Here is a 22,382-nt window from a genome sequence, read left to right as displayed (position 1 = left end):
TTCACTTCCTCTAAAAAGGAGCGGAGTCATCACATCCTCCGCTCCACCTCTTTAATATGCCTGGGCAGAGACGACTGCCTCTTCCCTCTCAAAGCATGTATTGAGCGCAGCCTGCGCGCGATAACCATCTTCAAAATCAGCGACCTTCATATGAGATGGGTATGGATCAGTATTCACCCAATGCATCAGCTGATCGCGGAATGTATCGGACCATCCGTAAAATTCATTTGGCGGATCTGTCAGCAGAGTTTGCGGCATTTGATGACGCTCCACACACAATCCATCACTGATTTCATATTCGTTTTTCATGTTCGTATGGTATTTGAATACCTTGTCATGTCCAACGACTTCTACACTAAATCCACATTCCTCAGGCTGCGTGCTTTTGGATGTCACCAAATGAAAGAACACTTGATTCTCCATCTGCCCGAAAATTTCGGTATGATCATCCACCTGAACCTTTTTCTCTTCTTTTTCCTTTACATGTGTCAGCATCTTGGTGTTAAGTGATTCTTTCTTCATTTCACTGCCAAATAAGTACCACAGCATATCAATCAAATGAATGCCAAGGTCCCCTAGTGCACCGCTCGTACGCAGACTTTCGCCGCTGTCTCTCCATGAAAATGTCTTTCTTCTGAGGGCACTGTTTTTCTTAAAATGAGTTCTAACGGTCAAAATGCGTCCTAATTCACCGTTAGCAATCAAGTTCTTCAATATATTCACAAAGGATAAATAACGATAGTTAAAGCCCATACTGGCTTGAACTTGGAACTGTTTGGCTGTCTCCACCATTTCCTTCGCTTCCTTCAGCGACACAGCCATCGGTTTTTCACATAAAATCGGCTGTCCTGCTCTTAGCGACTGAAGGGCATGGTCCTTGTGACAAAAATTAGGAGAAGCAATGATCAACCCATCAGATGCATCTGCCAGTGTCTCGATACTTGAATACACACGTCCGCCGTACTGTTTAATGAATCCCTGTGCGACCGACTCATGCAAATCATAGACACCGGATAATTCTGCACCTTTGATCGTTGATAATGCTCTTGCATGTGCTTTTGCAATATTCCCTGCTCCAACAATTCCAATTTTCTTCATGAATGTGCCTCCTCATGTTTATACATCACTGTTTTCAGTGTTTCATAGATTCCTTTTGCATACCCATGATGACAAATTTGGTGATGGTGCCGTTTGGCTTCGGCTGTTGCATTTTGGACAAGGAAACCGTGTGTGACGGATTGAAGCATCCGCAAATCATTCCCGCTATCACCAAAGGCAAATCCTTGATCTTTCGATAAATCATATTGGTTCAGCATAAAACGGACAATTTCATCCTTCCCTGTTCCGACTGGTAAAAAATCGACATCATAGCAATCCGCAGGATCTCCTGCAAGCGGGTTGCATTTGTTGATGTTGACCGCCACGCCTCGCTCTTTAGCCAGTGTTTGGATAAATGATAGATGATGAAGATCCGTCCGCTCATCCTGCTCCTGATAATAGAAATTCTTCTTATACCCTGAGCTGCCCAGCTGCGTTTGCGGCCTAAGGGAAATTCCCTTTTCTCGGATAGTTTTCAGGATGTCTTCGATTTTTTCATCTGAAAAGCCCTGCGCATCCAGCCTCTTCATCCACTCTGCATCTGGCTGTCCAAAATGAGCATCCGACGTATATACAATCTCAGTCCCTAAGTTCGACGCAATGAAATGCGGGAATTGATGAAAACCGCCCTTTTCCATTTTGCTCGTGACAGAATCGATACTGCTTCCCGTCACCCAGCCCAGCAAGAGCTGTCCCGCTTCACTCTTTTCTGCTACAAAGGCTTCCAGCCGCTTGATATCCTCTCTCTGCTCCTCTGTCATTCCGTGAGAATAATACGTTTCATCAAAGTCACAGAAGACGATCCACTGCGGATTCTTCGGCTGATTCAGCAGTTTTTTATTGAATGGAAGACTTGATAACATGTTGAACCCCCTCGATGACCTTCTCCTGATCTTGCAGCGGCATTCCTGGATAAAGCGGCAAGTGAAGTAATTGCTGTGCTGCTTTTTCCGTGTGTGGAAGTGTCGTTTGTCTATATTTTTGAGAAACAAGATTTGTTTGATGCTGATGCGATAGAACCGGGTAATAAACATCCGTCTCTATGCCCACTTCCAGCAATTTCGCTGCCAGTTCATCGCGGTCTCCCTTCAGCACTCTGATCGGGAATAGATGCCAGACATGATCATCCGTCAGCTTCGGAAGCTTCATGTATCCTTCATCCTCAAGCGGTTGCAGCTGGTCAATGTACCGCTTGGCTAAATAAAAACGTTTAAAGTTTTGCAATCCTAAATACTTCATTCGTTCGAGTCCGATCGCTGCCTGCAAATTATCAATTTTGGAATTAAAGCCGTAGTCACTGCGTTTGACATTTTTCTTTCCAGCTTCAAAGCCGTGATAGCTGATCTCCATGCATTTTTCTGCTAGGGCCTCATCATTTGTAGCGATGGCTCCTGCCTTTCCGCAGACCCCAAGGTTTTTGTATGGATTAAAGCTGAGAACAAGTCCATCTCCATAAGCGCCAAGGCCGCTGCTGCCAATCGCTTGACATCCGTCTTCAATGATTTTCAGCCCATGCTGTTTTGCAATCGCCGAAATCTCCTTCATATCCGCTTGCTTTCCATATAAATGAACCGGTAGAATGCATACCGTTTTATCTGTGATATGCTTCTCTATTTCGCTCGATGAGAGGCAGTAGGTTTCAGGATCAATATCGGCATAAACCGGAACAGCCCCAATGGCGAGCACTGCATTTTCTGTTGCAGCAAAGCTGTTGGCCGGCAAAATCACCTCGTCTCCTGGATGGACGCCTGCTGATATGAGACTGATCATCAATGCATCTGTTCCACTTGACGTGGCAATGACATATTTTTTCCCTAAGTACTCTGCAATCGCCTTTTCAAACGTCGGAATATATGGCCCTGAAGTAAAACGGCCAGAGCTCAATACTTCCTTCAGTACCAGCATAATATCATCGATTTCATCTTCTGAAATCAGTTTGTCAACTGGCAGAAACGGTATCTTTTTTTCCTTATTTTGTTTATAATGGAAGAGAATTTTTTCCAAACCTGTGCGCTCTATATCTTGCTCAAGGAACGTCACCAGCTTTTCATTTGCTAGATGCTTTTCAACTGAATCGGCCTTTACTTGAACACCTTGATTGATCATATCCAGCAAAGGAAGATAATCCTTGCTTTTACCTGATATCTTCGTCAATATTTGCATTCCATTCCCTCCAATTAATCAATTCCTTTTGTTAATATTTAACTTGTTTCACATTGTAAATGATGTTATCGATTTCAGAACAATAACTTTGTGTAAAGGATTTGTTAATATGTGTACAATTTATGAAATTGCCAAACGCTGCGGGGTTTCAACCACCACCGTTTCCAGAGTGCTAAACCATCACCCATATGTGTCAGAAGAAAAGCGGCAGCTCATTTTACAGGTGATGAAAGAAATGGAATATACACCGAGTTCAGCAGCCCGCACACTAAGGTCACATCAGACAAAAACCATTGCTGTGTCTGTTCCAGCTGTGGATCATCCTTTTTTTGCACAATTGATTAAAGGCATTTCAAAAGAAGCCCTTGATCAAGGATATAAAGCCATCGTGCTTCAGACGTTTTATCAAGAAGCATTGGAGCTTGAAGGGCTTCAATTATTAAAAAGAAAAGAAGTAGATGGGGTCATATTAGGGGCATTAGAAAATCAGTGGGAAAAGATCGAGCCATTTTTAACAAACGGCCCCATTGTCATGGCAAATGAATATCATCAAACAGCAAACATCCCGATTATTGGATATGATGAACGGGAAGCCGCCTATAAAGCGGTGGACTATTTGATTCGGTCGGGGCGAAAATCGATTGGGTTTTGTTTTGATACAGAAAGCAGTGAAGCGCAGAAGCAAAGGAAACAAGGCTATCTTGATGCACTCTCTGCTCACGGTTTGCCGCTGCAAGACGATTGGCTGTTTGGAGAGGCTTTTACCATTGAAGACGGCTTTCGCTTAATGGAGGTCATCCATCACATGAAGGAAGCGCCTGATGCCATTTTCACCGGCAATGATCAAGTCGCAGCAGGACTCATTAAACAGGCCATTTCATATGGCTATCAAATCCCCAAGGATCTAGCGGTCATCGGCTATGACAACCAAGACATATGTGAGGTGACAGCTCCAACGATCACCACGATTGACATACCGATCGTAGAGCTTGGCCAGCGGTCTGTACAGCAAATGATCGCACTCCTGCAAGACCAAAAACCATTGCAGCGTGAACATATCCAGCTGCCTACCCGGCTCGTGACAAGAGAATCTACATAAAGAAAAAGACTGAGATTTCTCTCAGTCTTTTTTAGTCTATCAACCTATACAAATTGAGCAAGAATGAATGTCCATATACATACAATACCTAGCAGAATGAAACTGTACTTCACGGTCTTTTTGAAGAGCTCAGATTCTTTCCCTGTTTCTCCAACAGCTGCTGTAGCGATAGCGATAGATTGTGGAGAAATTAATTTCGCCATCACACCACCGGTCGTATTCGCCCCAATTAACAAACCTGCTTGTGAGCCGATTTGAGAAGCAGTGACCGCTTGAAGGTTACCGAATAAGGCGTTGTTACTCACGACAGACCCCGTAATAAACACGCCGATCCAGCCAAGCACCGGGCTGACAAGCGGGAACAAATCGCCTGTTTTGGCAAGAGCAAGTCCAATGGCTGAACTTAGTCCAGCAAAGTTTGCCAGGTTGGCAAAGCCCATGACAAAACAAATAGTAAGAACAGGAACCCAAAGCTCTTTCACCGCTGCTTTTAAGCAGACAGCGCCTTCTGTTAATGTAATATGTCTGCTAAACAGTCCAGTCAGCATGACCGCAATCAGAATGGCAGTACCCGTTGCACTGATGACATCAATTTTAAAGATCGCATCAATTGGTGTTTCCGTTTGGGCAATTGGTGGTAATTTCACAATTTGCTGATGTAAAAATGGCATTTTCACTAAAATGGTCGTCCAGTTAAGCGGTCCTCCTACAGCAAACAATGCTTTAAATGCCGGCAGACTCCATACTGTAATAACAGCAGTTAAAATATAGAACGGAGACCATGCTTTCAGTATTTCAACGCCGCGATACGTTTGTTTCTGTTCAATATCTGGCGCTCCTTCTTCACGATAAATGTGTTTTGGCTGCCATTTCCGAAGAAATAAAGCTAAAACTCCCATACTTGCCAAGGCAGAAATAATATTGGCAAGCTCAGGTCCCATCGTCACCATTGTGACAGCTTGCAAAATGGCATAGGTTCCACTCACAACAAGCAAGGCTGGCAGCGTTTCTTTGATTCCTTTGAATCCATCTACAATCAGAATGAGGAGGAACGGAATACAGAATGAAATAAACGGGATCGTATATACAAGGGTTTGAGATAACGCAAGCGGCGTCATATTGCCCATTTGCGCCCCTGTAATCACTGGAATGCCTACAGCACCAAATGCACCAGACGCAGCATTGGCAATTAAGCAGAGCATCGCAGCTTTCAGCGGTTTAAACCCAAGCTCTGTTAAGAGAGCGGCACTGATCGCAATCGGTACACCAAAACCAGCAGCTCCCTCTAAAAATGCGTTAAAGCTAAAACCAATTAATAAGAGCTGAAGACGTTGATCTTGAGAGATTCCTGCAATACTAGAACGAATGACATCGAACTTACCAGATTTCACGGCAATTTTATAGAGCCATACCGCCATGATGACGATATATCCAATCGGCCACAGCCCATTAGATATACCGAGCAGCACAGCAGATAATGCTTTTTCAACTGGCATATGAAAGAAGAAAACAGCTGTTACAAAACTGACGATTAAGGTAAAACAAGCGGCTAAAACACCTTTTAGCTTAAAAACGGTTAATGCAAGAAGGAAAAACAAGATTGGGAGCATTGCCACCAATGCACTGACGAATTCATTACCAAACGGATCATATATTTGCTGCCACATAGTGATTCATCCTTTTCTGCTCAGATAGGTTGCTTTTGATTGATTAAAAATGAGGAGCCAAAATCTCTTTCAACACATTCACACTGTGTGCAAATTTTTCTTTCTCCGTGTCGTTCAATGCAAGCTCCATTACTTCTGTTGCGCCATTTCGATTCACAAGGGCAGGTACACCAATGTAGACATCTTCTGCTCCGTACTCTCCATCTAAGTAAGTGCTGACAGTTAAAATGCTGTTTTCATTGTGCAGGATCGCTCTTGTAATGCGGGCTAAACTCATTGCTACACCGTAATAAGTGGCGCCTTTTTTCTCAATGATTTGGTAAGCGGCATGACGGACATTTTCCATGATTTCATCTAAGTCTTCTTGTTTGTATTGATCATTTCTCTTCATTAATTCTGTAATCGGCACACTTCCAATATTTGCATGACTCCAAACAGCAAGCTCTGTATCTCCATGCTCGCCAATGATGTACGCATGCACGTTGTGTGCCGCTGCGTCAAAGTACTCACTGAGCATGTATCTAAATCTTGCCGTATCAAGCGTCGTACCACTGCCAATCACTCGTTCTTTTGGAAGACCACTGAATTTCCAAGTCGCATATGTCAAAATATCGACTGGGTTTGTGGCCACTAAGAAAATACCGTCGAATCCACTTTTCATCACGTTTTCTACAATGCCTTTAAATATATTTAAATTTTTCTCAACAAGGTCAAGTCTTGTTTCACCTGGCTTTTGGTTTGCACCAGCACAGATACAGACGATATCTGCATCCTTACAATCCTCATAATCTCCATACCATGTATTCACAGGATGCGGCGCAAATGCTTTTCCGTGGTTTAAATCCATCACGTCACCCATTGCTTTGTCTTGATTCAAATCGATGACAACCAATTCATCTGTGATTGCTTGATTTATTAATGTAAAGGCATAACTGCTGCCGACGAAACCTGCTCCAATAAGGGCTACTTTGTTTACTTTTTCGTTTGTCATTTATCTCATCCTCCTGAGTAAAACTAGGCTGTTTTTCTTATGTGAAGTATTTCACATTCTTATTGTGCAACATTTCACAAACTTTTGCAAGGGGGCTGCTCAAAAAAAATATGTAGCGAATTTGTGAACACATTTATTGTGCTTTCAAAGCGCCCGCTCCATACATATTTCCACAAGAAAAAAGCTGCCAAACGCTCGTCGGCAGCTTCCTACATATTTAATAAGGTCCCCAGTTGATCATGACCCCGATACAAATAAATACAAGACCGATGACAAACCAAATGAGGGCAAGCGGCACCATAAAACGCAGCCACTTTACATAAGGAATACCACTTGCAGCAAGCACAGCCATCAACACACCGGAAGTCGGATTGATACAGTTGACCACCCCTTCACCAAGCATTACCGCTTCTACAGCGACCTGTCTTGTGATGCCCATTAAATCAGCGAGCGGCGCAAGAATTGGGATAAAGACAACGGCTTCTCCTGATCCTGATGAAATCAAAAAGTGAAGAAGCGCACTCGCAATATACATCCCGATCGCACCAGCGATGGGACTAAAGCCTGTCAGCATACTCGCCAAGCCATTGACCACTGTATCAAGCAGCTTCCCGTTTTCTAAAATGACCGAAATACAGCGTGCCATCCCAACAATAAGTGCGCCGTATACAAGGCTTTGGCACCCGATAATAAACGTTTTCGCAATATCATTGGCAGCTAATCCGCCGAGCAGTCCAGCGACGATAGCCATAAAAATGAACACACCCGCCATTTCCTTATCGGTCCAGCCAAGCTGAAGTGCGCCATATAAGAAACCTCCAAGTGACAATCCGCACACCGCTAAAATCAGCTTATGTCTGCCAGTAAATGCAGGCTTGTCCACAGATTCCGCATCGGCTCCGCCAAGCCCCTTAGCAGGAAACCATTGATCGCCAAGAATGCTTCCCTTTTCTTTATTCTTCAGACGTCTTGTATATAAATAGATGTACACAATACTAGAAATAAGAAAACAAAGATAAATAATGACACGCAGGCCGATGCCGGAAAAGATCGGCAGCTCTGCAATTGTTTGTGATAAACCTAATGGAGATGGAGATAAAATCGTTGCGTTAAACCCTGCATAACAGCCGATGTATATGACAGCGGCTCCTGCTACAGCATCCCATTTCAAGGATCGTGCCACAATGATGCCGATTGGAATAAACCCAATGACAGAATTCACGACAATTCCGGTCGTTCCAAGGACTGAAAATAATCCCCCAACAATACAAATAAACAATAATTGCTTCGTTTGAAACCGGCTGATGACATGGTGAATCATCCCGTTAATAGCACCTGTCTTCTCCAAAATGGCAATGGTTCCGCCCGTAAATAGAATCAGAAAAATAATAGAAGAGGACCCTACCATTCCTTCTTGTATCGCTGTGAAAAAGCCAACTGGACTCACTGGTGATTGATCAATACGGTGATAGCTGCCAGGAACGGCTGTTGTGATCTCCCCAGATGTCTTTCGGTCAAACTCACCCGCTGGTACAAAATACGTTGCTATTGTACAAATCAGTGCAATCATAAATAAGAGAACATACGCATCCGGCATTTGAAGTTTTCGTTTTTGTTTCTCTGGTGCTGATACTGTCGCTGTTTTCATGTGTCAAAACCCCTTTGTCCCGATCGGAATTTCACTTAATTTTCAGAATAATCAAATGATGTGTTATATTATAAACACTGTTGATATTTAAGATCAATATTATTTCACTAAAATAATGTTTTGACAGATTATCTGTCAGCAAGGAGGCTTCTCATGACAACTTTGACAAACGAAATGAAACAAACCGTGACAGACATCTTTGAACACTTGCATGCCCATCCAGAAATCAGCTGGGAAGAAACAGAAACGACTGCTTATATTGAAGATATATTGAAAAAATTGGGCTGCAAAACTCAAACATTTGACGACTGTACAGGGGTGATCGGTGAAATTGGAGAAGGCGCACCAGTGGTCGCTGTGAGAGCCGATATTGATGCACTTTGGCAGGAAGTAGATGGTGAGTTTCAAGCCAATCATTCATGCGGCCACGATGCACACATGACAATGGCTCTCGGCACCTTCATGGCATTAAAGGAAAAAGAACGCCCGAACGGCACGATCCGTTTCATCTTTCAGCCTGCCGAGGAAAGAGGCGGCGGTGCGCTGAAAATGATTGAAAAAGGTGTGCTCGCAGATGTCGATTACTTATATAGCGTACATGTGCGCCCAATCCAAGAAACATTAAACGGACGCTGCGCTCCTGCTATATTGCACGGATCAAGTAATCATTACGTCGGCACCATTATTGGCGAGGAAGCGCACGGTGCACGTCCACACCTTGGCGTCAACGTCATAGAAGTGGCTTCAACCCTCGTGCAGAGACTCGCGCATATCCATGTCGATCCAAGAGTCGCGCATTCTGTCAAAATGACCAATTTACATGCTGGCGGGGGCAGCTCAAACATCATCCCAGGCAAAGCCTCTTTTACATTAGATGTACGGGCACAAACAAACGAAGTGATGGATGAACTAGAAAAAGAAATTGAAAGAGCGGTTCATTCTGTAGCGGATGCCTTTGGCGCTTCCATTACACTTTCAACAGACCATCGTCTGCCTGCCGCCACCTTAAATGAAGAAGCTGCCCAGATCATGTCTCATGCAATTGAACAGGTTCTAGGAAAAGAGCAGCTAGATCCCCCGATCGTCACAACAGGTGGAGAGGACTTTCACTTTTACGCAGCAAAGCTTCCGCATATCAAATCCACGATGCTCGGTTTAGGCTGTGATTTAAAGCCCGGTCTTCATCATCCGTATATGACCTTCGACCGCTCTGCTATCTTTACTGGCATTGAGATTTTGACCGAGGCTGTCTATCAAACACTCCAGCAGCATTCATCATAAATGAAAAAGCCACCCGCCTTCTCTTCAGGGCGGGTGGTCTGCTTTATATTACGCATTCAGATCTGCCATGGCTGGAACGTTGATTTCTTTCACGCAAGATACCCTTGATAAATGAATCACACATCTCGCAAGCTCCACAATATCCTGAACAGGGATTCTCGTTTCATCATAAAGAGTGATGGCCTTTTCGGCTCCATCTTCATACGGAACCTCCGCCGCAAGTTCTCCTGGATTGATACAGGTGACGGATATTTTATCTTTCCTCACATGCTCTCTCAGTGCATTCACAATTCCGCGCAGGCCAAATTTAGATGCAACAAACGAGACCTGCGGCAGGTTCGTATGATCGAGACCCGCCGTTGAGCCAATGACGATGATTTTTCCATTCTCCGATTTCCTTACGTGAGGAAGCAGTGCCTGGATGTACGTAATGGTTGAGGTGACATTCACATTGATTAAATGTGCAATATCCTCTGGCTGATCGTGATCAAAGGAATAATCGTCTTCAAAGCCTCGTTTTTCCCATAAACCGACGTTATAGATGAGTACATCAATCGTCTTGTTCTCAAGTGCTTCGAGCATATAAGGGATATGTGTTTCGCTTGATAAGTCGATTTTCAGCCAAATTCTATGTACACCGTCATCTATGTTCAAACTGCTTGGTTCACTTCGCGACACAATCCAAACTGTATCTCCACTTGATGGAAGACCCTTTACAAAAGCATCTCCTAAGCCTTGACTTGCACCGAATATGATATAGTTTTTACTCATAGCTCCTCCTTCTAGGACACACAAACTGTAAGCGTTTTATATCTATATCATACAGATTCTAAGAGACCGGCGCCCCTTTTATGCTCGTCTTCACTTATTGATTGGCGCAGCTACTGGATTTCCTTTAATTCGACTGGTAATGCACGTGCCTCTATAAAGTTTATGACCATTTCTGTAAAAAGTTCTTTCTTTTCAAAAGTAAATGTATGCCCAATACCGGGAACAACGACGCCTGTTGCCTTCGGATGTGAATTCGTTATTTTTTTTGCTGACCGTTTCATGATGCCTTTTTCTTTTTCTCCCACTGTGACAAGAATGCGTGCCTTCGCTTGCTGAAACGTGTCTGGGAGCTTGTAATGGAGGTTTTCCTGAAACATCGTAAGAAGGGTTTTCTTTTGCAGATGTTTCGATTCCGCCGCATAATGATGCAGTACATGTTGCGGGAGCCCCATCTTTTCGGCTTGGAGCTGAATAAACCAATCTTTCTTTAATAATGGATACGTCACTGGCAAAAGGGGCCTGACCATGAAGTGGAGCCATGGCAAAGGCATTACAAGAGCGCTATTGATAACTGCTATGTCTACGATATCCGGCTCTCTTGATAACACATCAACGGCAATCTGCGCACCTAAAGAAAATCCAATCAGAATCACTTGACGGCCATTCGCGTTTTCCTTGATCCATGAGATGACTTCACGGGTGCTTTCATTCATTGAAAATATCTGTTCTTTTGCTCTTGTCCCGTGTCCAATGAGATCAGGGGCAAAGCATTCATACGTGTTTTTCAATATTTCAACCTGCTCCTGCCACATCCAGCTGCTTACTCCTCCACCATGCAGAAAAATCATGATTGACTTATCCATCGCCCGACAACTCCATCCTTCTATATAAGAAAAAAGCAGCCGCTTTTTGAGCAGACTGCTTTTTCAACATGCTCCCTTCTATTATAAGGGAACCACTACATCATTGACTATTTTTTCAAATCCTCAATGGAGTTTACGTTCTTCATATATGTCGGGACAACTAGCCCCATTCGAAGACCTTTCATACTTGTACCAAGGTCATCATATTTTCCTTTAAACTTCGCTGCATACGTTTTATGCGTATTTGGCAGCCAAGCGGATAATGATGCATCCGCACTTCCGGTTGCAATTGCTGTCCACATCGGACCTGCTTCAACCTGAGTCAAAGTTACTTTAAACCCGAGTTCACGCAATACTTCTGCTGCAACATTGGTACTTGCAATCTCACTATCCCATGCAACGTAGGCAAGATTCACTTTTCCACCATTCGACTTTTTCACGCCTTTTGTCCATTTCGCTACTTGGTCTTTATGTTTTTTCACATATTTTAAGGCGGCATCCTTTGGTTTCACACCATCTTGGATATCAATCATGACTTCGCCCATGTCATCTTGAGACCATTTAAACTGACTAAGCATTTTAGCTGCTTCCGGCTGATCCTTCGCAAAGCCTTTACGTGAAATCGTATGAATTTCTTCCGCTTCACCGTAAGATTTTTTTGGATCATCTAAATATTTTAAATCATAGCGGGAAAACATCCAGTGTGGATTCCAGCCAGTGATAATGATTGGTTTTTTACGGTCGTATGATTTTTTGAGCGTTGCCGTCATGGCTGCACTTGATGCAGACACAACCGTCCAATCCTCTAAGCCATAATCCTTTTTGGCCTGATCGGTTAGGGCCATAATACCTGAACCCGGATCAATCCCAATAATCGTTTTATTGACCTGCTGTGCTGCACTTGCATTTGAATCCGATTGTGCACCGCAAGCGGCTAGTAAAAAGACGAGCAGGGCGGTCATCCCAATGTAGAGAGACTTTTTCCACATTAAGCATTCCCCCTGGTTTTTTTCGTTTTAATATTTTGTGTAATACGGTCGAGTGTAATCGCCACAATAACAATGGCAATACCTGCTTCAAAACCAATACCTGTTTTCAGCTGCGTTACCGCACTATATACTTCTGAACCAAGTCCTGGTGCACCTACCATTGCGGCAATAACGACCATGGATAGAGCCAGCATGATACTTTGGTTAATACCAGCTAAGATGGTTTTTGTTGCAAGTGGAAGCTGAACTTTGAATAAACGCTGGAATGTCGTTGAACCAAAAGCTTCAGTTGCTTCAATTAAATCCGCTGGTACTTGTTTAATACCGAGAATGGTCATACGAATCGTTGGCGGCATGGAGAAAATAACCGATGCCACAACCCCAGGAACAACCCCAATATTAAAGAAGAAGATCGCTGGTAATAGATAAACGAATGCAGGCATTGTCTGCATTAAATCTAAAATAGGTGTCACAATTTTACGCACAGTTTCCTTCTGTGATGCCCAAATACCGATCGGAACCCCGATTACGATAGAAATGACCACAGCGGTCAAAACGAGTGCAAGTGTTTGAAGCATTGGATGCCAGTAGCCTAAATAGTCGATCAGTAAAAATCCAATAAGTGTGAAAAGAGCAACTCCTCTTGTACTGATCCACCAAGCAATGCCGGCAAAGATAAGGGTTAAAATAATGGATGGAATGACGCCAAGTGCAGCTACAATTCCATTTACTGTTCCAGCTAATCCATTTGTGATGCCATCAAAGAAACCACCAAACGTTAATGTTAACCAGTCAACAAATCGATCGATATAATCCGCGAACGGAATTCTAGGTAAATCACTCATACTAAACATCTTATTCTACCTCCTGTGCAGAAGGCTCTTGTGTCTTAATTTCCTCTAGCTTGTTAGAAGACATGTTGATATATTCATCATTACCTGATAATGCACCAATCAATGCACCTCTGACCACAATGCCCTTCATTCTGTTTTTCTCATCTACAACTGCAATTGGAATGTTTGCCGCATCAGACACTGCATCAAAGATTTCTGTTAAATACGTTGATTCCAATACTGTGGTAAATTCTTTATCAAGAACAGTTTCAAGCGACGCTCCCGTTTCTGCTGCTTTTTTCGCTGCTTGTGCAGAAATAACACCTAATAAATGCTTTTTCTTATCTACTGCATAGATAGACGAAATCCCAAGGTTTTTCATGAGCGTAAGCGCAACACGGGCTCCTTTATCGATCTGAACTGTTTCTGCACGTTTCATAATATGACCAGCGGTTAATACTTTAGAAAGGTCAACATCTTCAACGAAGCGTTCAACATATTCATTCGATGGGTTCATCAGAATTTCTTCTGGTGTTCCGATTTGAACGATATTTCCGTCCTTCATGAGTACAATGCGGTCACCAATACGAAGCGCCTCATCTAAATCATGGGTAATGAAAATGATCGTTTTTCCTACAGATGTATGAAGCTCAAGCAATTCATCCTGCATATCTTTACGAATTAATGGATCTAGTGCGCTGAATGCTTCATCCATTAATAAAATGTCAGGGTCATTTGCTAACGCACGTGCCAATCCAACACGCTGCTGCATACCACCACTTAATTGATTTGGGTATTGCTCTTCAAAGCCTTCAAGTCCAACAAGCTTTAAAGATTCAAGCGCTTTTGATCTGCGCTCTTCTTTATCTACACCTTGCAATTCAAGACCATACTCTGTGTTCTCAAGAATTGTACGGTGCGGGAACAATGCGAAGTTTTGGAAAACCATGCTGATCTTTTTCCGTCTGACTTCACGCAATTGATCCTTTGACATATTTGTTATCATATCCCCATCAATATATATTTCACCGGAGGTTGGTTCGATTAACCTGTTTAGCATCCGCACAAGTGTGGACTTTCCGCTCCCTGATAGCCCCATGATGACAAATATCTCGCCGTCATAAACATCAAAATTTGCTCGATTGACACCAACAGTTGCGCCGGTCTCTTTTAGGATTTCTCTTTTTGTTTTCCCTTTTTCAAGCATTTGAGATGCTTTTTTAGCATTTTTACCGAAAATTTTAGATACATTATTTATCTTGATTTTGATATTTCTCTCTTCAGAATTCATATTTTCCCTCCAAATTAGCATCTTTATAACCGTAACATAAGCGTTATGATGCGAACAATCTTTAGAATTCGCTTATTTCCCCACAATATGTATGAATTCCATATAGAGGTCTGGTCATTAGAGTTTATACGCCGTATTACTCGTAAATCCTATAGAATGCTTCATAAACTACATATTTTACGGGGTATTTCCTCTCATCAGACAATATTTTACTGGAAATTCCTGATTGTGCTAAAAATAAGTCGAATCCTCGTTATAGCGGTTTTTTGAATCATGGGCGAACCATTCCCCTGAACAGGATTTACCCGAAAATGGTCACATAAAAACCTTTTTCCTCAAATTTTATTTAAATTCATAAAAAAACTGCCTGCAACTTTAGTTACAGACAGCTTGTTTTTTTAGGACTCTAGGGCAGCCCGCTTAATATTATCTTGAAGCTCAAGCATACGTTTTGTTCCATCTTCACGTAATCGCTTGTTCTCTTCTTCGATCTGTTTCGTCTCTTTCATCCCTTGTACAATTGTATTAAAGGAAGATTCGATCGTTTCAATGTCGATGCTTGGACGGCCAGATAATTTGGCAATCTCCACACTTTGACTTGAAATGTTTTCAGCATTTCGTTTCAGCATTTCATTTGTTCTTCTATCCAGCTCACTCATAGAATCAGCCACAAGCTTTTGTCTCTTCGCTGTAACAGCTTGAATGATCCCATTTTTGAAAATTGGAATCGTGATGATGAAGGCAGAGTTGATCTTCCCGATTAATTTCGTATTCCCGCGCTGAAGCAAACGGATTTGCGGTGCTGTTTGAAGCGCCACCATTCTTGCCATATCAAGGTCATACACACGCTCTTCAAGCGCTTGAATGCCATTACGAAGCGTATCAAGCTCCATCTGCGCAAGCTGGTTTCCACTAGCTGCTTTTTCTTCATATGAAGGAACCAATTGCTTTAATTCTTCGATTTTCATTTGACCGGCTACGACATACTTTTCAAGCTCCATATAGTATTGAATGTTATGCTCATACATTTCTTCAAGCGTCACAGTCGATTTGGTCATTTCATCTTTATATTTACTAATTTCTACATTAATTTTTTCAATCTCTGCACCTAGGGTTTGATATTTACTAAAAATCTTTTCGATCATGCTGCCGCCGCGCTTAAAGATTTTTGACAACAAACCACCCTTCGGTTCGTCAAAATCATTTTTATCAAAGCGATCCATAATCTTGCCAAGCTGCGTCAGCATTGTTCCTGAGTCAGTGACACTTGTTGAACGCATCATTGAAAGGATACGATCAGAGAACTTAGAGATTTCAACGGCCGGCTGTTTTCCGTATTCAAGCAGTTCCAGCTGATTTTTCGCATCGATCTGTCTCGCAATATTTTGCACTTCTGGTTCATTTCGAAGCTGAACGCGAATATCGTCTGCCTTCTCAATCGTGATTTCCTCTTTATCAATTGAAATGATGTCATTTCCGTTTGTATTTGTCATAAGCTTTGATCTCCTTATCGGTTTTTAATGGATTGAAATAACTTTCTAACGATGGACGGCTCTTTAAACTCCTGGTTCATGACCATCTCATCAAGCCAATGGGTATCAAATAATTGGTCATCGATATACCGTTCGATACACTGATATCCCGCCGGATGATATACGAAGAGATCCACACCCATTTCATTTAGGAAAATCAGGGCGGCCGCATCAGAACGAGTCAGCTCACCATTATATTCTGTATGGTATAAAATCACTTTCGGTACGGTTTGTGCGTAATCAAAGGTTTGAATCAGTTCAATGAGATCCTGGCTTAAATGCAGAACCTGCTTGAATAAATAAATACGGACATCTAATTCGGTTTCATTGCCTTCTTTTAATAGCTTCGGATGCTGACAGATTCGAGATATCGCCTCTGCAATCGCACGCTGCGTACCCTCATATAGATGAGAAAACTGCCACACATTGCTTTTCATTAATAAGTCAGGATCAATCTCTCCAGCAGAAGAAAGTGCATGCTGATAATGAAATTGATAATTCGATGTCACTTCTTTCGTAAAAGGAAAATGGCGAATGGTCTTCGTCTCTTTCCCTTCCATTAACGTGTGAATGCGATCCCAGTATTCACGCTTGTCTCGTGTGACACCCATCATTTTCGCAAAGAGGTTTGGAATCTGTATCGTGTCTCGGTCTGCTTTGAAATTCGGGCGGATAAAGGATCGTTCCTTTGCAATTAAAAACAGCTCATCATACGTTGTCTTGAGTGTAATGGAATGAGGAGTATGATCTCTGAATTGCCACGGCTTATAGAGCATTGAATCTTCCGTGTGAAGCACCTCTTCAAGCTCTCTTGTCGAGCGGTACGCCACCGTTGATTTCCTCTCAGGCTTTTCAGCAGGGAACGGCTCAAGCTTTGAAGTTCCCGGGTACTGATCAATAAAAGTCAGCTTTTCTTCTGGATCTAATTCGCGGAACGAATCCTTGCCTTCTGGATGAAATAGGACAACATCACAGCCAATCAGCATGACATAGTAAAGAAAATAAAGCTGACTTTTATTCGCCTCTCCATACCAAATAACAGCCGGCATTTTTTCTTCGATATTGACTTCCTTCAGCCATGGACCTAGATGATTATTTGAAAACTTCACGACATCCAGCAGGACCCGGCGGAAATCAGGATGCTGAAATCCACCCTCGTGCAGCTGCTTGAAATGCTCAAACACCTTGATCAATGAAAGACGGATATGCCGGTTCATCACAGGGTTTGGATGGCGTACAATCAGCTGTTCACCATCTAAAAAAGCCACAAAGCGATTTACGGACAATCCCTTTTCTTCTTGGTTAATCAAATGAATACGCTGCAGTGCTTGAAAATGCTCCGGCTCAATATGGCGATTGAGTGTTTCACTTAAAATATGCATGCCGTCTGTTTCGTATAATTCATGTAAATAAATAAAATAATCGGTTGCATCATGCGGAGTTCCAAGGACCCGGGCGGCGAGACGCGGCAAGGACAGCGTATGCTCGTCCTTTACATAACCGTCTCTTTCAGGGAGCGGCTTTTTCAGCACGTTTTTCCAGGCTTCCTGCTCCGCCCGTGTATGGGTGACATTGATTTCTTTATAACTCACGCCGCTCCTTCCTTTCTCCTATATTTTCTCGAAAGCTACTACTATCATATCATTCAGCCTTCTACTTCTGCTATCGAATCGAAGGCTTTTTTGCGTTCATCATCTGCTCGATGACACAAGCGGTGATTTCATCTGCTGCGGCCATGCCAGATGCTGCTGTCGGCTCAAGTTCTGGATCAAAGCCGAGAACTTCTCCATGTCTTGGGGCAAAGCCCATATCTGACTGACGAATGAGCCCCGCATCTAACAGGGAATCACCCGCACCATAGACGTATTCTAGCTGCAGCCTGTCCTTTAGAAAAGCAACAGCATCCCACTTATTAAGCGGCTGGGGAATAAAATAAAGCTTCCGTCCCTGAAGAGAAACCTGCCATCCTCTCTCCTCACCCCACAGCTTCAATTCAGCAAGCGGAATGTGAGATAGATACTCCTCTTTCATAATCAAATAAAGGAATCTTCCCTCTGCTGTACGGGTACGCTTCACCCATGCCGCAACTGGAAGCTCGGAGATCGCCCTCAGCATCTCTCTGACTGGCATACACTCCCTAAGTCTCTCATCAACAATGGCCTGCCAATCCTCAAGCGGCTTGCCATGATGAAGAATACAGCCCCCGTTTGTTGTGACAGCATACTCAGGTTTAAGCTCTTGCTCAAAGAAGGTGATTCGTTCATACTGTGCAGTTGTTCTTGTCGTCACTGGAATGAACCAGCCTGATTGATGAATCGTATGCAAAGATTTTTTCGTTTCAACAGACATATAGGAAAGCGGCCTTTCGTCCAGCACCTCAACTAAATCGTACTCTCCTTCATACGCATACTGCTCAAGCACTCGATGTGAGTAAATCAGCGTCCGGTCTAAATCACTGGCAAATGCATATGTCTTCATGACGTTTGCTCCAGCGGACGAATTAATCCACAGCACGTGTAGGACATATTGGCATATTCAATGACAGGAACACCTCTGTCCTCAGCCAAAAGCAAAATATGCTTCAGCTTCTCCTGAGATCCAGGCTGAATTAAGATTTTCCACGGGATTCTTCTAAGCAGCACGCGGGTCGTCTCACCAACACCCGGCTTAATCAAATGGGTATTTTCAATTTGAAACTCCTGACCGATTGCTTCAATGGATGCCATTCCCCGCCAATCTGCCGGCGTCCCCTGCGTAAGGATGGTTTCTGCTTTCTCTTGTACATTTGGTTCAAGGCTGGAAAATGCTTCTTCAATCGTATCCACATACAGATTGGACACATCCTCATCGAGCAGCTCTTTATAATACTTTGCCCCATGGAAATCATCGGCATTGATCCAGCGGTTGTTTAGTACCGTACGACTGACAAGTCCAGACACCGTCGAATTCAGGCAGGCACTTGGAATGAGAAAGTCCTCTCTCGTTCCGTATACATGTGTACAATAGCCGGGGTCTGCCAGCACAGCCAGCTCACTCGAGAGACGTACACCATACTTTTTTTCAAAATCAAAAACAGCTTTTTGGAGCTCTTTCGAAATCGCACCTTTTCCAGTCCATCCATCGATAAAAGCAATTTCAAAACCTGGATGTTCTTTCAGCATATAATGCAGTGCATTCTCGTCTATTCCGCGGTCGCGAATAATAGAGATGCTGTAATGAGGCAGATCGACACCATACGTCTTTCGAATATATCGTTTGATCAGCACCCCGATCGGTGTCCCCGCACGCGCCAAACTGCAAAGCACGGTTTGGAAGCCTCGCTTCTTCACAATCTGTTCTGCTACAACAGCTACTGCTTCTGCTACCTTTTCCTTACTTTCTTCAAGAGATTGATAGAATAAAGTCATATAAGATGCCGTTGGTTTGTACTCAATTGGCAGCATTTCTGAATAATGTGCACCGCTCTGAATTGAACGCTCCCGCTCTTCTGTACTTTTCTCCATCTCAATAGAGGATAAATCTTTGAGTAAGAAGGTTACATCCTGCTCTGGATAGCTCCCCATCTTTGTATACACATTAGCCATTCACCTTCACCTCGTCTGATAAAGTCACAATATGCACATGCTTCACATGCCGCTCAGCAAATAAGTGAACAAGCGGAAGCAATGCCTCCTGAGAAACCTTTTTCTCAAAAAAGAGAAATACATCATCATATTCACCTTTTGGAATGTTGTACACGTAGTGCTGAATTCGGGCATCCTCTGGATTCATAAAGGTAAACCCATTTTGGACAGCGTATCCATCCTTTTCGACTGGGTGAATAGGACTTCTCGTTGTTGAATGAAAGAGAACACCTTGCCCCATGTGTGCAGACAGTCTCATCGGCACATACATCAGCTCACCTGTCCCTAAGCAGAGTGTTTGTTTTCCTTTGCGTTCCTGCCGCAGCCTCAATCCCGCTTCAGCAGCTGCTTGGTCGAGCGCTTCCGTATCTGCTGCCTTTAAACCAAAACGGCCCGTTTCATGTATATATGGCGAATGACCCGCCGAATTCGCTGCATGAGAAAATGAATACGGCACTTGCTTAAAGAAAGATTGAAGAGAGTGAAAAGAGAGACTTGGCTGATTCTCTTGCTCCGCAATCTCATACGAATAAGCTGGCTCATCGAGCGTTTTGCCTCGAAAAATCATCTGCCCTTTTAATAAAGACAATGATGTGATGTGAATTCCAAGCTCCTCTTCAAGCTGGCACATGGCTTTCTCATGCTCCTCCGTCCGCCAGTCCAAAATGGAAAGAATGGTATAAGAATGCCTTGGATACTTTGCATGAAGGTCACGAATGATGTTGATATTTGTACGGCCTGTCGTGACTTCATCATCTACTAACACGATGGGGCGGTCTGTGCGAAGGAATGCTTCGTCTGCATAACAAAGCTGATCTGTTGCATGCGAATGTTCTTCTTCAAATACCAATGACGGGTCAAGACCCAGCAGCTGTTCACGTGTCGTATGAATGTATGATGCGCCTTCTATCACATCATACACACCATGTCCAAGGGCTGTTGCCGTTTCCGCAAAGCCGATGACGACAGGCTCATTGCCAGCTGAAAGCTTTTCTTTTTTGAGTGTTTCATAGGCTGCCGTTAACACCTTGTGATCATCCGTCTTGAGTGCCTCGACGATAAGATCTTGGTGCGGGGGCGTCTTTCCCGTTTGCTCTTTGGCATATGCCATCGCTAAAAGACCCGAGACAAGGAGCGGTTTCACTGGATGAACAGGAATATGCTTTCCAAGCACCTTACTAACGAATAAAAAGGCTCTTTTTTTGTTCACCCTTGCCGCCATCTCAAAAAGATGCTCTTTTTCCAGCTGGAGCGCACCTTCTTTGAGGTCAAGCTCAACCTCCATATGTTCCAAGATGTTCAGCGTATGCCGCTTCTGATTCTGTGAGTATGTCGATATAGCTTCTATTTTCATGAAACACCCCGTAAATGTCTGACTTAATTAATATGTGCTCTGCCCACCTGTAATGGGGCTTCGTTTCATTCATCTTATTAGAAAAGGCACTCTTCATCACGCCAACTGTACCGTCAGCATGTTCCAGAATGCTTAATGCATCCAAGTACTCTTCCTTTGTCACAACGTACATGCTTTGCACTGGCTTGAGATGTGTTGGATGGATCACTGTCTTTCCATGTATGCCGTTGGCTACATCGAGTCTTGTCTCTTTGAGTAAACCTTGTACGTCATCGAATTCAGATAAGGACAGCTCACCACCCTTAGAAAGCGCACGGATGAAAGGTTTTTGTTCCTTTCGTGCAGGGCCAAAATGCTCCCATACAGCACCTGATACAACAAAGGAACGGCCAAAATAATTGATAATATCTGTGATCAAATCAGCAATCAATCTGATTTCATAAATGGTGGTGTCGCGATCACGGCGAATGCCATATAGGCCGCAAAGATCCGTTGCCCCAATACGAATATTCAAAATATATTCATCATCATTCAGCATGATCTGCTTTAACTCAGACAGCACCGTATATCTTGTTTCTTTTTCTAATAAATCGGGTGTTTCCAAAATGGGCATACCGTACAGCGTGGTCTTCGTTTGTGCGGACGCCTGTTTCAAGCTGTCCAAATAATCCTTCGCATTATGAATAGAACACTTTGGAAATACAAAACCCGTCAATAAACGAAGAGATGAACCAAGCAAAGCTGCCATTTTGAGCAGCTGCTTCGGCGAACGAACCCGGATAAATAAAAGCGGCATTTGTTCAGCCATTTCAGGTGTATGCGTTAATTTGTCCGACAGTTTGGCAAGTTGTACCACTAGATTCTGTTCAGCCATTTCCACTTCTTGATCACCGATGGCATCCTCTAAACAAAATACAACAGAGCAAAGCGCTTCATATTTCTGCGACAGCAGCATGTCTGCTATATCCTGTCTTGTCGCAGGCATATACAAAGTAGCACCTAATGCATGCGCAAGTACGTGCCTTGGCGTCATCAAATGCATCGCCCCCGGCCGTTTGAAAAAAATATCGTGCTGCCTCGCCTCTGATAAAAACTGAAAATACCGCATGCTGTGCCACCTCCTGTTGTTGAGAGAAAATCGAACAAATGACTTGATGATTCAAAAAAGGATGGAGCCGC

At 43.3% G+C, this 22,382-nt stretch carries 19 protein-coding genes; 2 read left to right on the top strand and 17 right to left on the bottom strand.

What is annotated here, in order from left to right:
• Positions 1-51 precede the first annotated feature (51 nt).
• Genes AAYR28_RS01665 through AAYR28_RS01655 form a run of 3 tightly spaced genes read right to left on the bottom strand, consistent with a single transcriptional unit; the run spans position 52 to position 3,261 of the window.
• On the bottom strand, positions 52-1,098 hold the full coding sequence (locus AAYR28_RS01665; protein ID WP_024424339.1) for a Gfo/Idh/MocA family protein: 1,047 nt from the start codon (positions 1,096-1,098) through the stop codon (positions 52-54).
• Positions 1,095-1,961, bottom strand: coding sequence for an HAD-IIB family hydrolase (locus AAYR28_RS01660; RefSeq protein WP_061110410.1), 867 nt, complete (start codon positions 1,959-1,961; stop codon positions 1,095-1,097). Before AAYR28_RS01660 ends, AAYR28_RS01665 begins: the two co-directional genes overlap by 4 nt.
• On the bottom strand, positions 1,936-3,261 hold the full coding sequence (locus tag AAYR28_RS01655; RefSeq protein WP_061110411.1) for a DegT/DnrJ/EryC1/StrS family aminotransferase: 1,326 nt from the start codon (positions 3,259-3,261) through the stop codon (positions 1,936-1,938). The genes AAYR28_RS01660 and AAYR28_RS01655 overlap by 26 nt, the downstream gene beginning before the upstream one ends.
• Before the next feature lie 109 nt (positions 3,262-3,370).
• On the opposite strand from AAYR28_RS01655, the gene AAYR28_RS01650 reads away from it, so the two are divergent.
• Positions 3,371-4,360, top strand: a complete 990-nt coding sequence (locus AAYR28_RS01650) for a LacI family DNA-binding transcriptional regulator (RefSeq protein WP_034283236.1) — start codon at positions 3,371-3,373, stop codon at positions 4,358-4,360.
• Positions 4,361-4,404: 44 nt separating this feature from the next.
• On the opposite strand, the gene AAYR28_RS01645 is transcribed toward AAYR28_RS01650, so the two are convergent.
• From AAYR28_RS01645 to AAYR28_RS01635, 3 genes are all read right to left on the bottom strand, one after another.
• Complete coding sequence (locus AAYR28_RS01645; protein ID WP_041116558.1) at positions 4,405-6,027, bottom strand: L-lactate permease; 1,623 nt, start codon at positions 6,025-6,027, stop codon at positions 4,405-4,407.
• A gap of 43 nt (positions 6,028-6,070) precedes the next feature.
• Positions 6,071-7,018, bottom strand: a complete 948-nt coding sequence (locus tag AAYR28_RS01640; protein WP_034283234.1) for an L-lactate dehydrogenase — start codon at positions 7,016-7,018, stop codon at positions 6,071-6,073.
• Between the two features lie 217 nt (positions 7,019-7,235).
• The gene (locus AAYR28_RS01635; protein ID WP_034283233.1) at positions 7,236-8,666 is read right to left on the bottom strand and encodes a YfcC family protein; all 1,431 of its coding nucleotides are present in this window, start codon (positions 8,664-8,666) and stop codon (positions 7,236-7,238) included.
• A 153-nt stretch (positions 8,667-8,819) separates the two neighbouring features.
• On the opposite strand from AAYR28_RS01635, the gene AAYR28_RS01630 reads away from it, so the two are divergent.
• Positions 8,820-9,947 (top strand): M20 peptidase aminoacylase family protein, encoded by a 1,128-nt coding sequence (locus tag AAYR28_RS01630; protein ID WP_120208442.1) that lies wholly within the window; start codon positions 8,820-8,822, stop codon positions 9,945-9,947.
• 48 nt (positions 9,948-9,995) lie between these two features.
• Here the strand turns inward: AAYR28_RS01630 and AAYR28_RS01625 are convergent, their stop codons facing one another.
• The 11 genes from AAYR28_RS01625 to AAYR28_RS01575 all read right to left on the bottom strand — a co-directional run bounded on the left by AAYR28_RS01625 (position 9,996) and on the right by AAYR28_RS01575 (position 22,311).
• A complete protein-coding gene (locus AAYR28_RS01625; RefSeq protein ID WP_120208445.1) occupies positions 9,996-10,718 on the bottom strand; it encodes an SDR family oxidoreductase in 723 nt (240 codons plus the stop codon).
• A 110-nt stretch (positions 10,719-10,828) separates the two neighbouring features.
• Positions 10,829-11,581 carry an alpha/beta fold hydrolase gene (locus AAYR28_RS01620; RefSeq protein ID WP_120208447.1) on the bottom strand — a complete coding sequence of 251 codons (753 nt, stop codon included), beginning with the start codon at positions 11,579-11,581 and terminating at the stop codon, positions 10,829-10,831.
• A gap of 107 nt (positions 11,582-11,688) precedes the next feature.
• Positions 11,689-12,570, bottom strand: coding sequence for a glycine betaine ABC transporter substrate-binding protein (locus AAYR28_RS01615; protein ID WP_034283229.1), 882 nt, complete (start codon positions 12,568-12,570; stop codon positions 11,689-11,691).
• Positions 12,570-13,415: a glycine/proline betaine ABC transporter permease subunit OpuAB gene (gene opuAB, locus AAYR28_RS01610; RefSeq protein ID WP_034283343.1), complete on the bottom strand. Its 846-nt coding sequence runs from the start codon at positions 13,413-13,415 to the stop codon at positions 12,570-12,572. The genes AAYR28_RS01615 and opuAB overlap by 1 nt, the downstream gene beginning before the upstream one ends.
• Before the next feature lie 10 nt (positions 13,416-13,425).
• Positions 13,426-14,694, bottom strand: coding sequence for a glycine/proline betaine ABC transporter ATP-binding protein OpuAA (gene opuAA, locus AAYR28_RS01605; protein WP_034283228.1), 1,269 nt, complete (start codon positions 14,692-14,694; stop codon positions 13,426-13,428).
• Positions 14,695-15,092: 398 nt separating this feature from the next.
• A complete protein-coding gene (locus tag AAYR28_RS01600) occupies positions 15,093-16,187 on the bottom strand; it encodes a toxic anion resistance protein (RefSeq protein ID WP_034283225.1) in 1,095 nt (364 codons plus the stop codon).
• A gap of 14 nt (positions 16,188-16,201) precedes the next feature.
• Positions 16,202-17,818, bottom strand: coding sequence for a YceG family protein (locus tag AAYR28_RS01595; protein WP_041116552.1), 1,617 nt, complete (start codon positions 17,816-17,818; stop codon positions 16,202-16,204).
• Positions 17,819-17,888: 70 nt separating this feature from the next.
• Positions 17,889-18,704, bottom strand: coding sequence for an HAD family hydrolase (locus AAYR28_RS01590; RefSeq protein ID WP_120208450.1), 816 nt, complete (start codon positions 18,702-18,704; stop codon positions 17,889-17,891).
• On the bottom strand, positions 18,701-19,810 hold the full coding sequence (locus tag AAYR28_RS01585) for a cysteine protease StiP family protein (protein ID WP_046313744.1): 1,110 nt from the start codon (positions 19,808-19,810) through the stop codon (positions 18,701-18,703). The genes AAYR28_RS01590 and AAYR28_RS01585 overlap by 4 nt, the downstream gene beginning before the upstream one ends.
• The gene (locus AAYR28_RS01580) at positions 19,803-21,134 is read right to left on the bottom strand and encodes a phosphoribosyltransferase family protein (protein WP_034283219.1); all 1,332 of its coding nucleotides are present in this window, start codon (positions 21,132-21,134) and stop codon (positions 19,803-19,805) included. The genes AAYR28_RS01585 and AAYR28_RS01580 overlap by 8 nt, the downstream gene beginning before the upstream one ends.
• A complete protein-coding gene (locus AAYR28_RS01575; protein ID WP_326134916.1) occupies positions 21,124-22,311 on the bottom strand; it encodes an HpcH/HpaI aldolase/citrate lyase family protein in 1,188 nt (395 codons plus the stop codon). The genes AAYR28_RS01580 and AAYR28_RS01575 overlap by 11 nt, the downstream gene beginning before the upstream one ends.
• Between the last annotated feature and the right edge of the window lie 71 nt (positions 22,312-22,382).

The sequence above is a fragment of the Bacillus safensis genome (assembly GCF_039619585.1).
In the GTDB taxonomy this organism is placed as follows: domain Bacteria; phylum Bacillota; class Bacilli; order Bacillales; family Bacillaceae; genus Bacillus; species Bacillus safensis.
The sequence above is the reverse complement of the archived record's forward strand: the minus strand, read 5'-3'. Positions and strand labels throughout refer to the sequence as shown.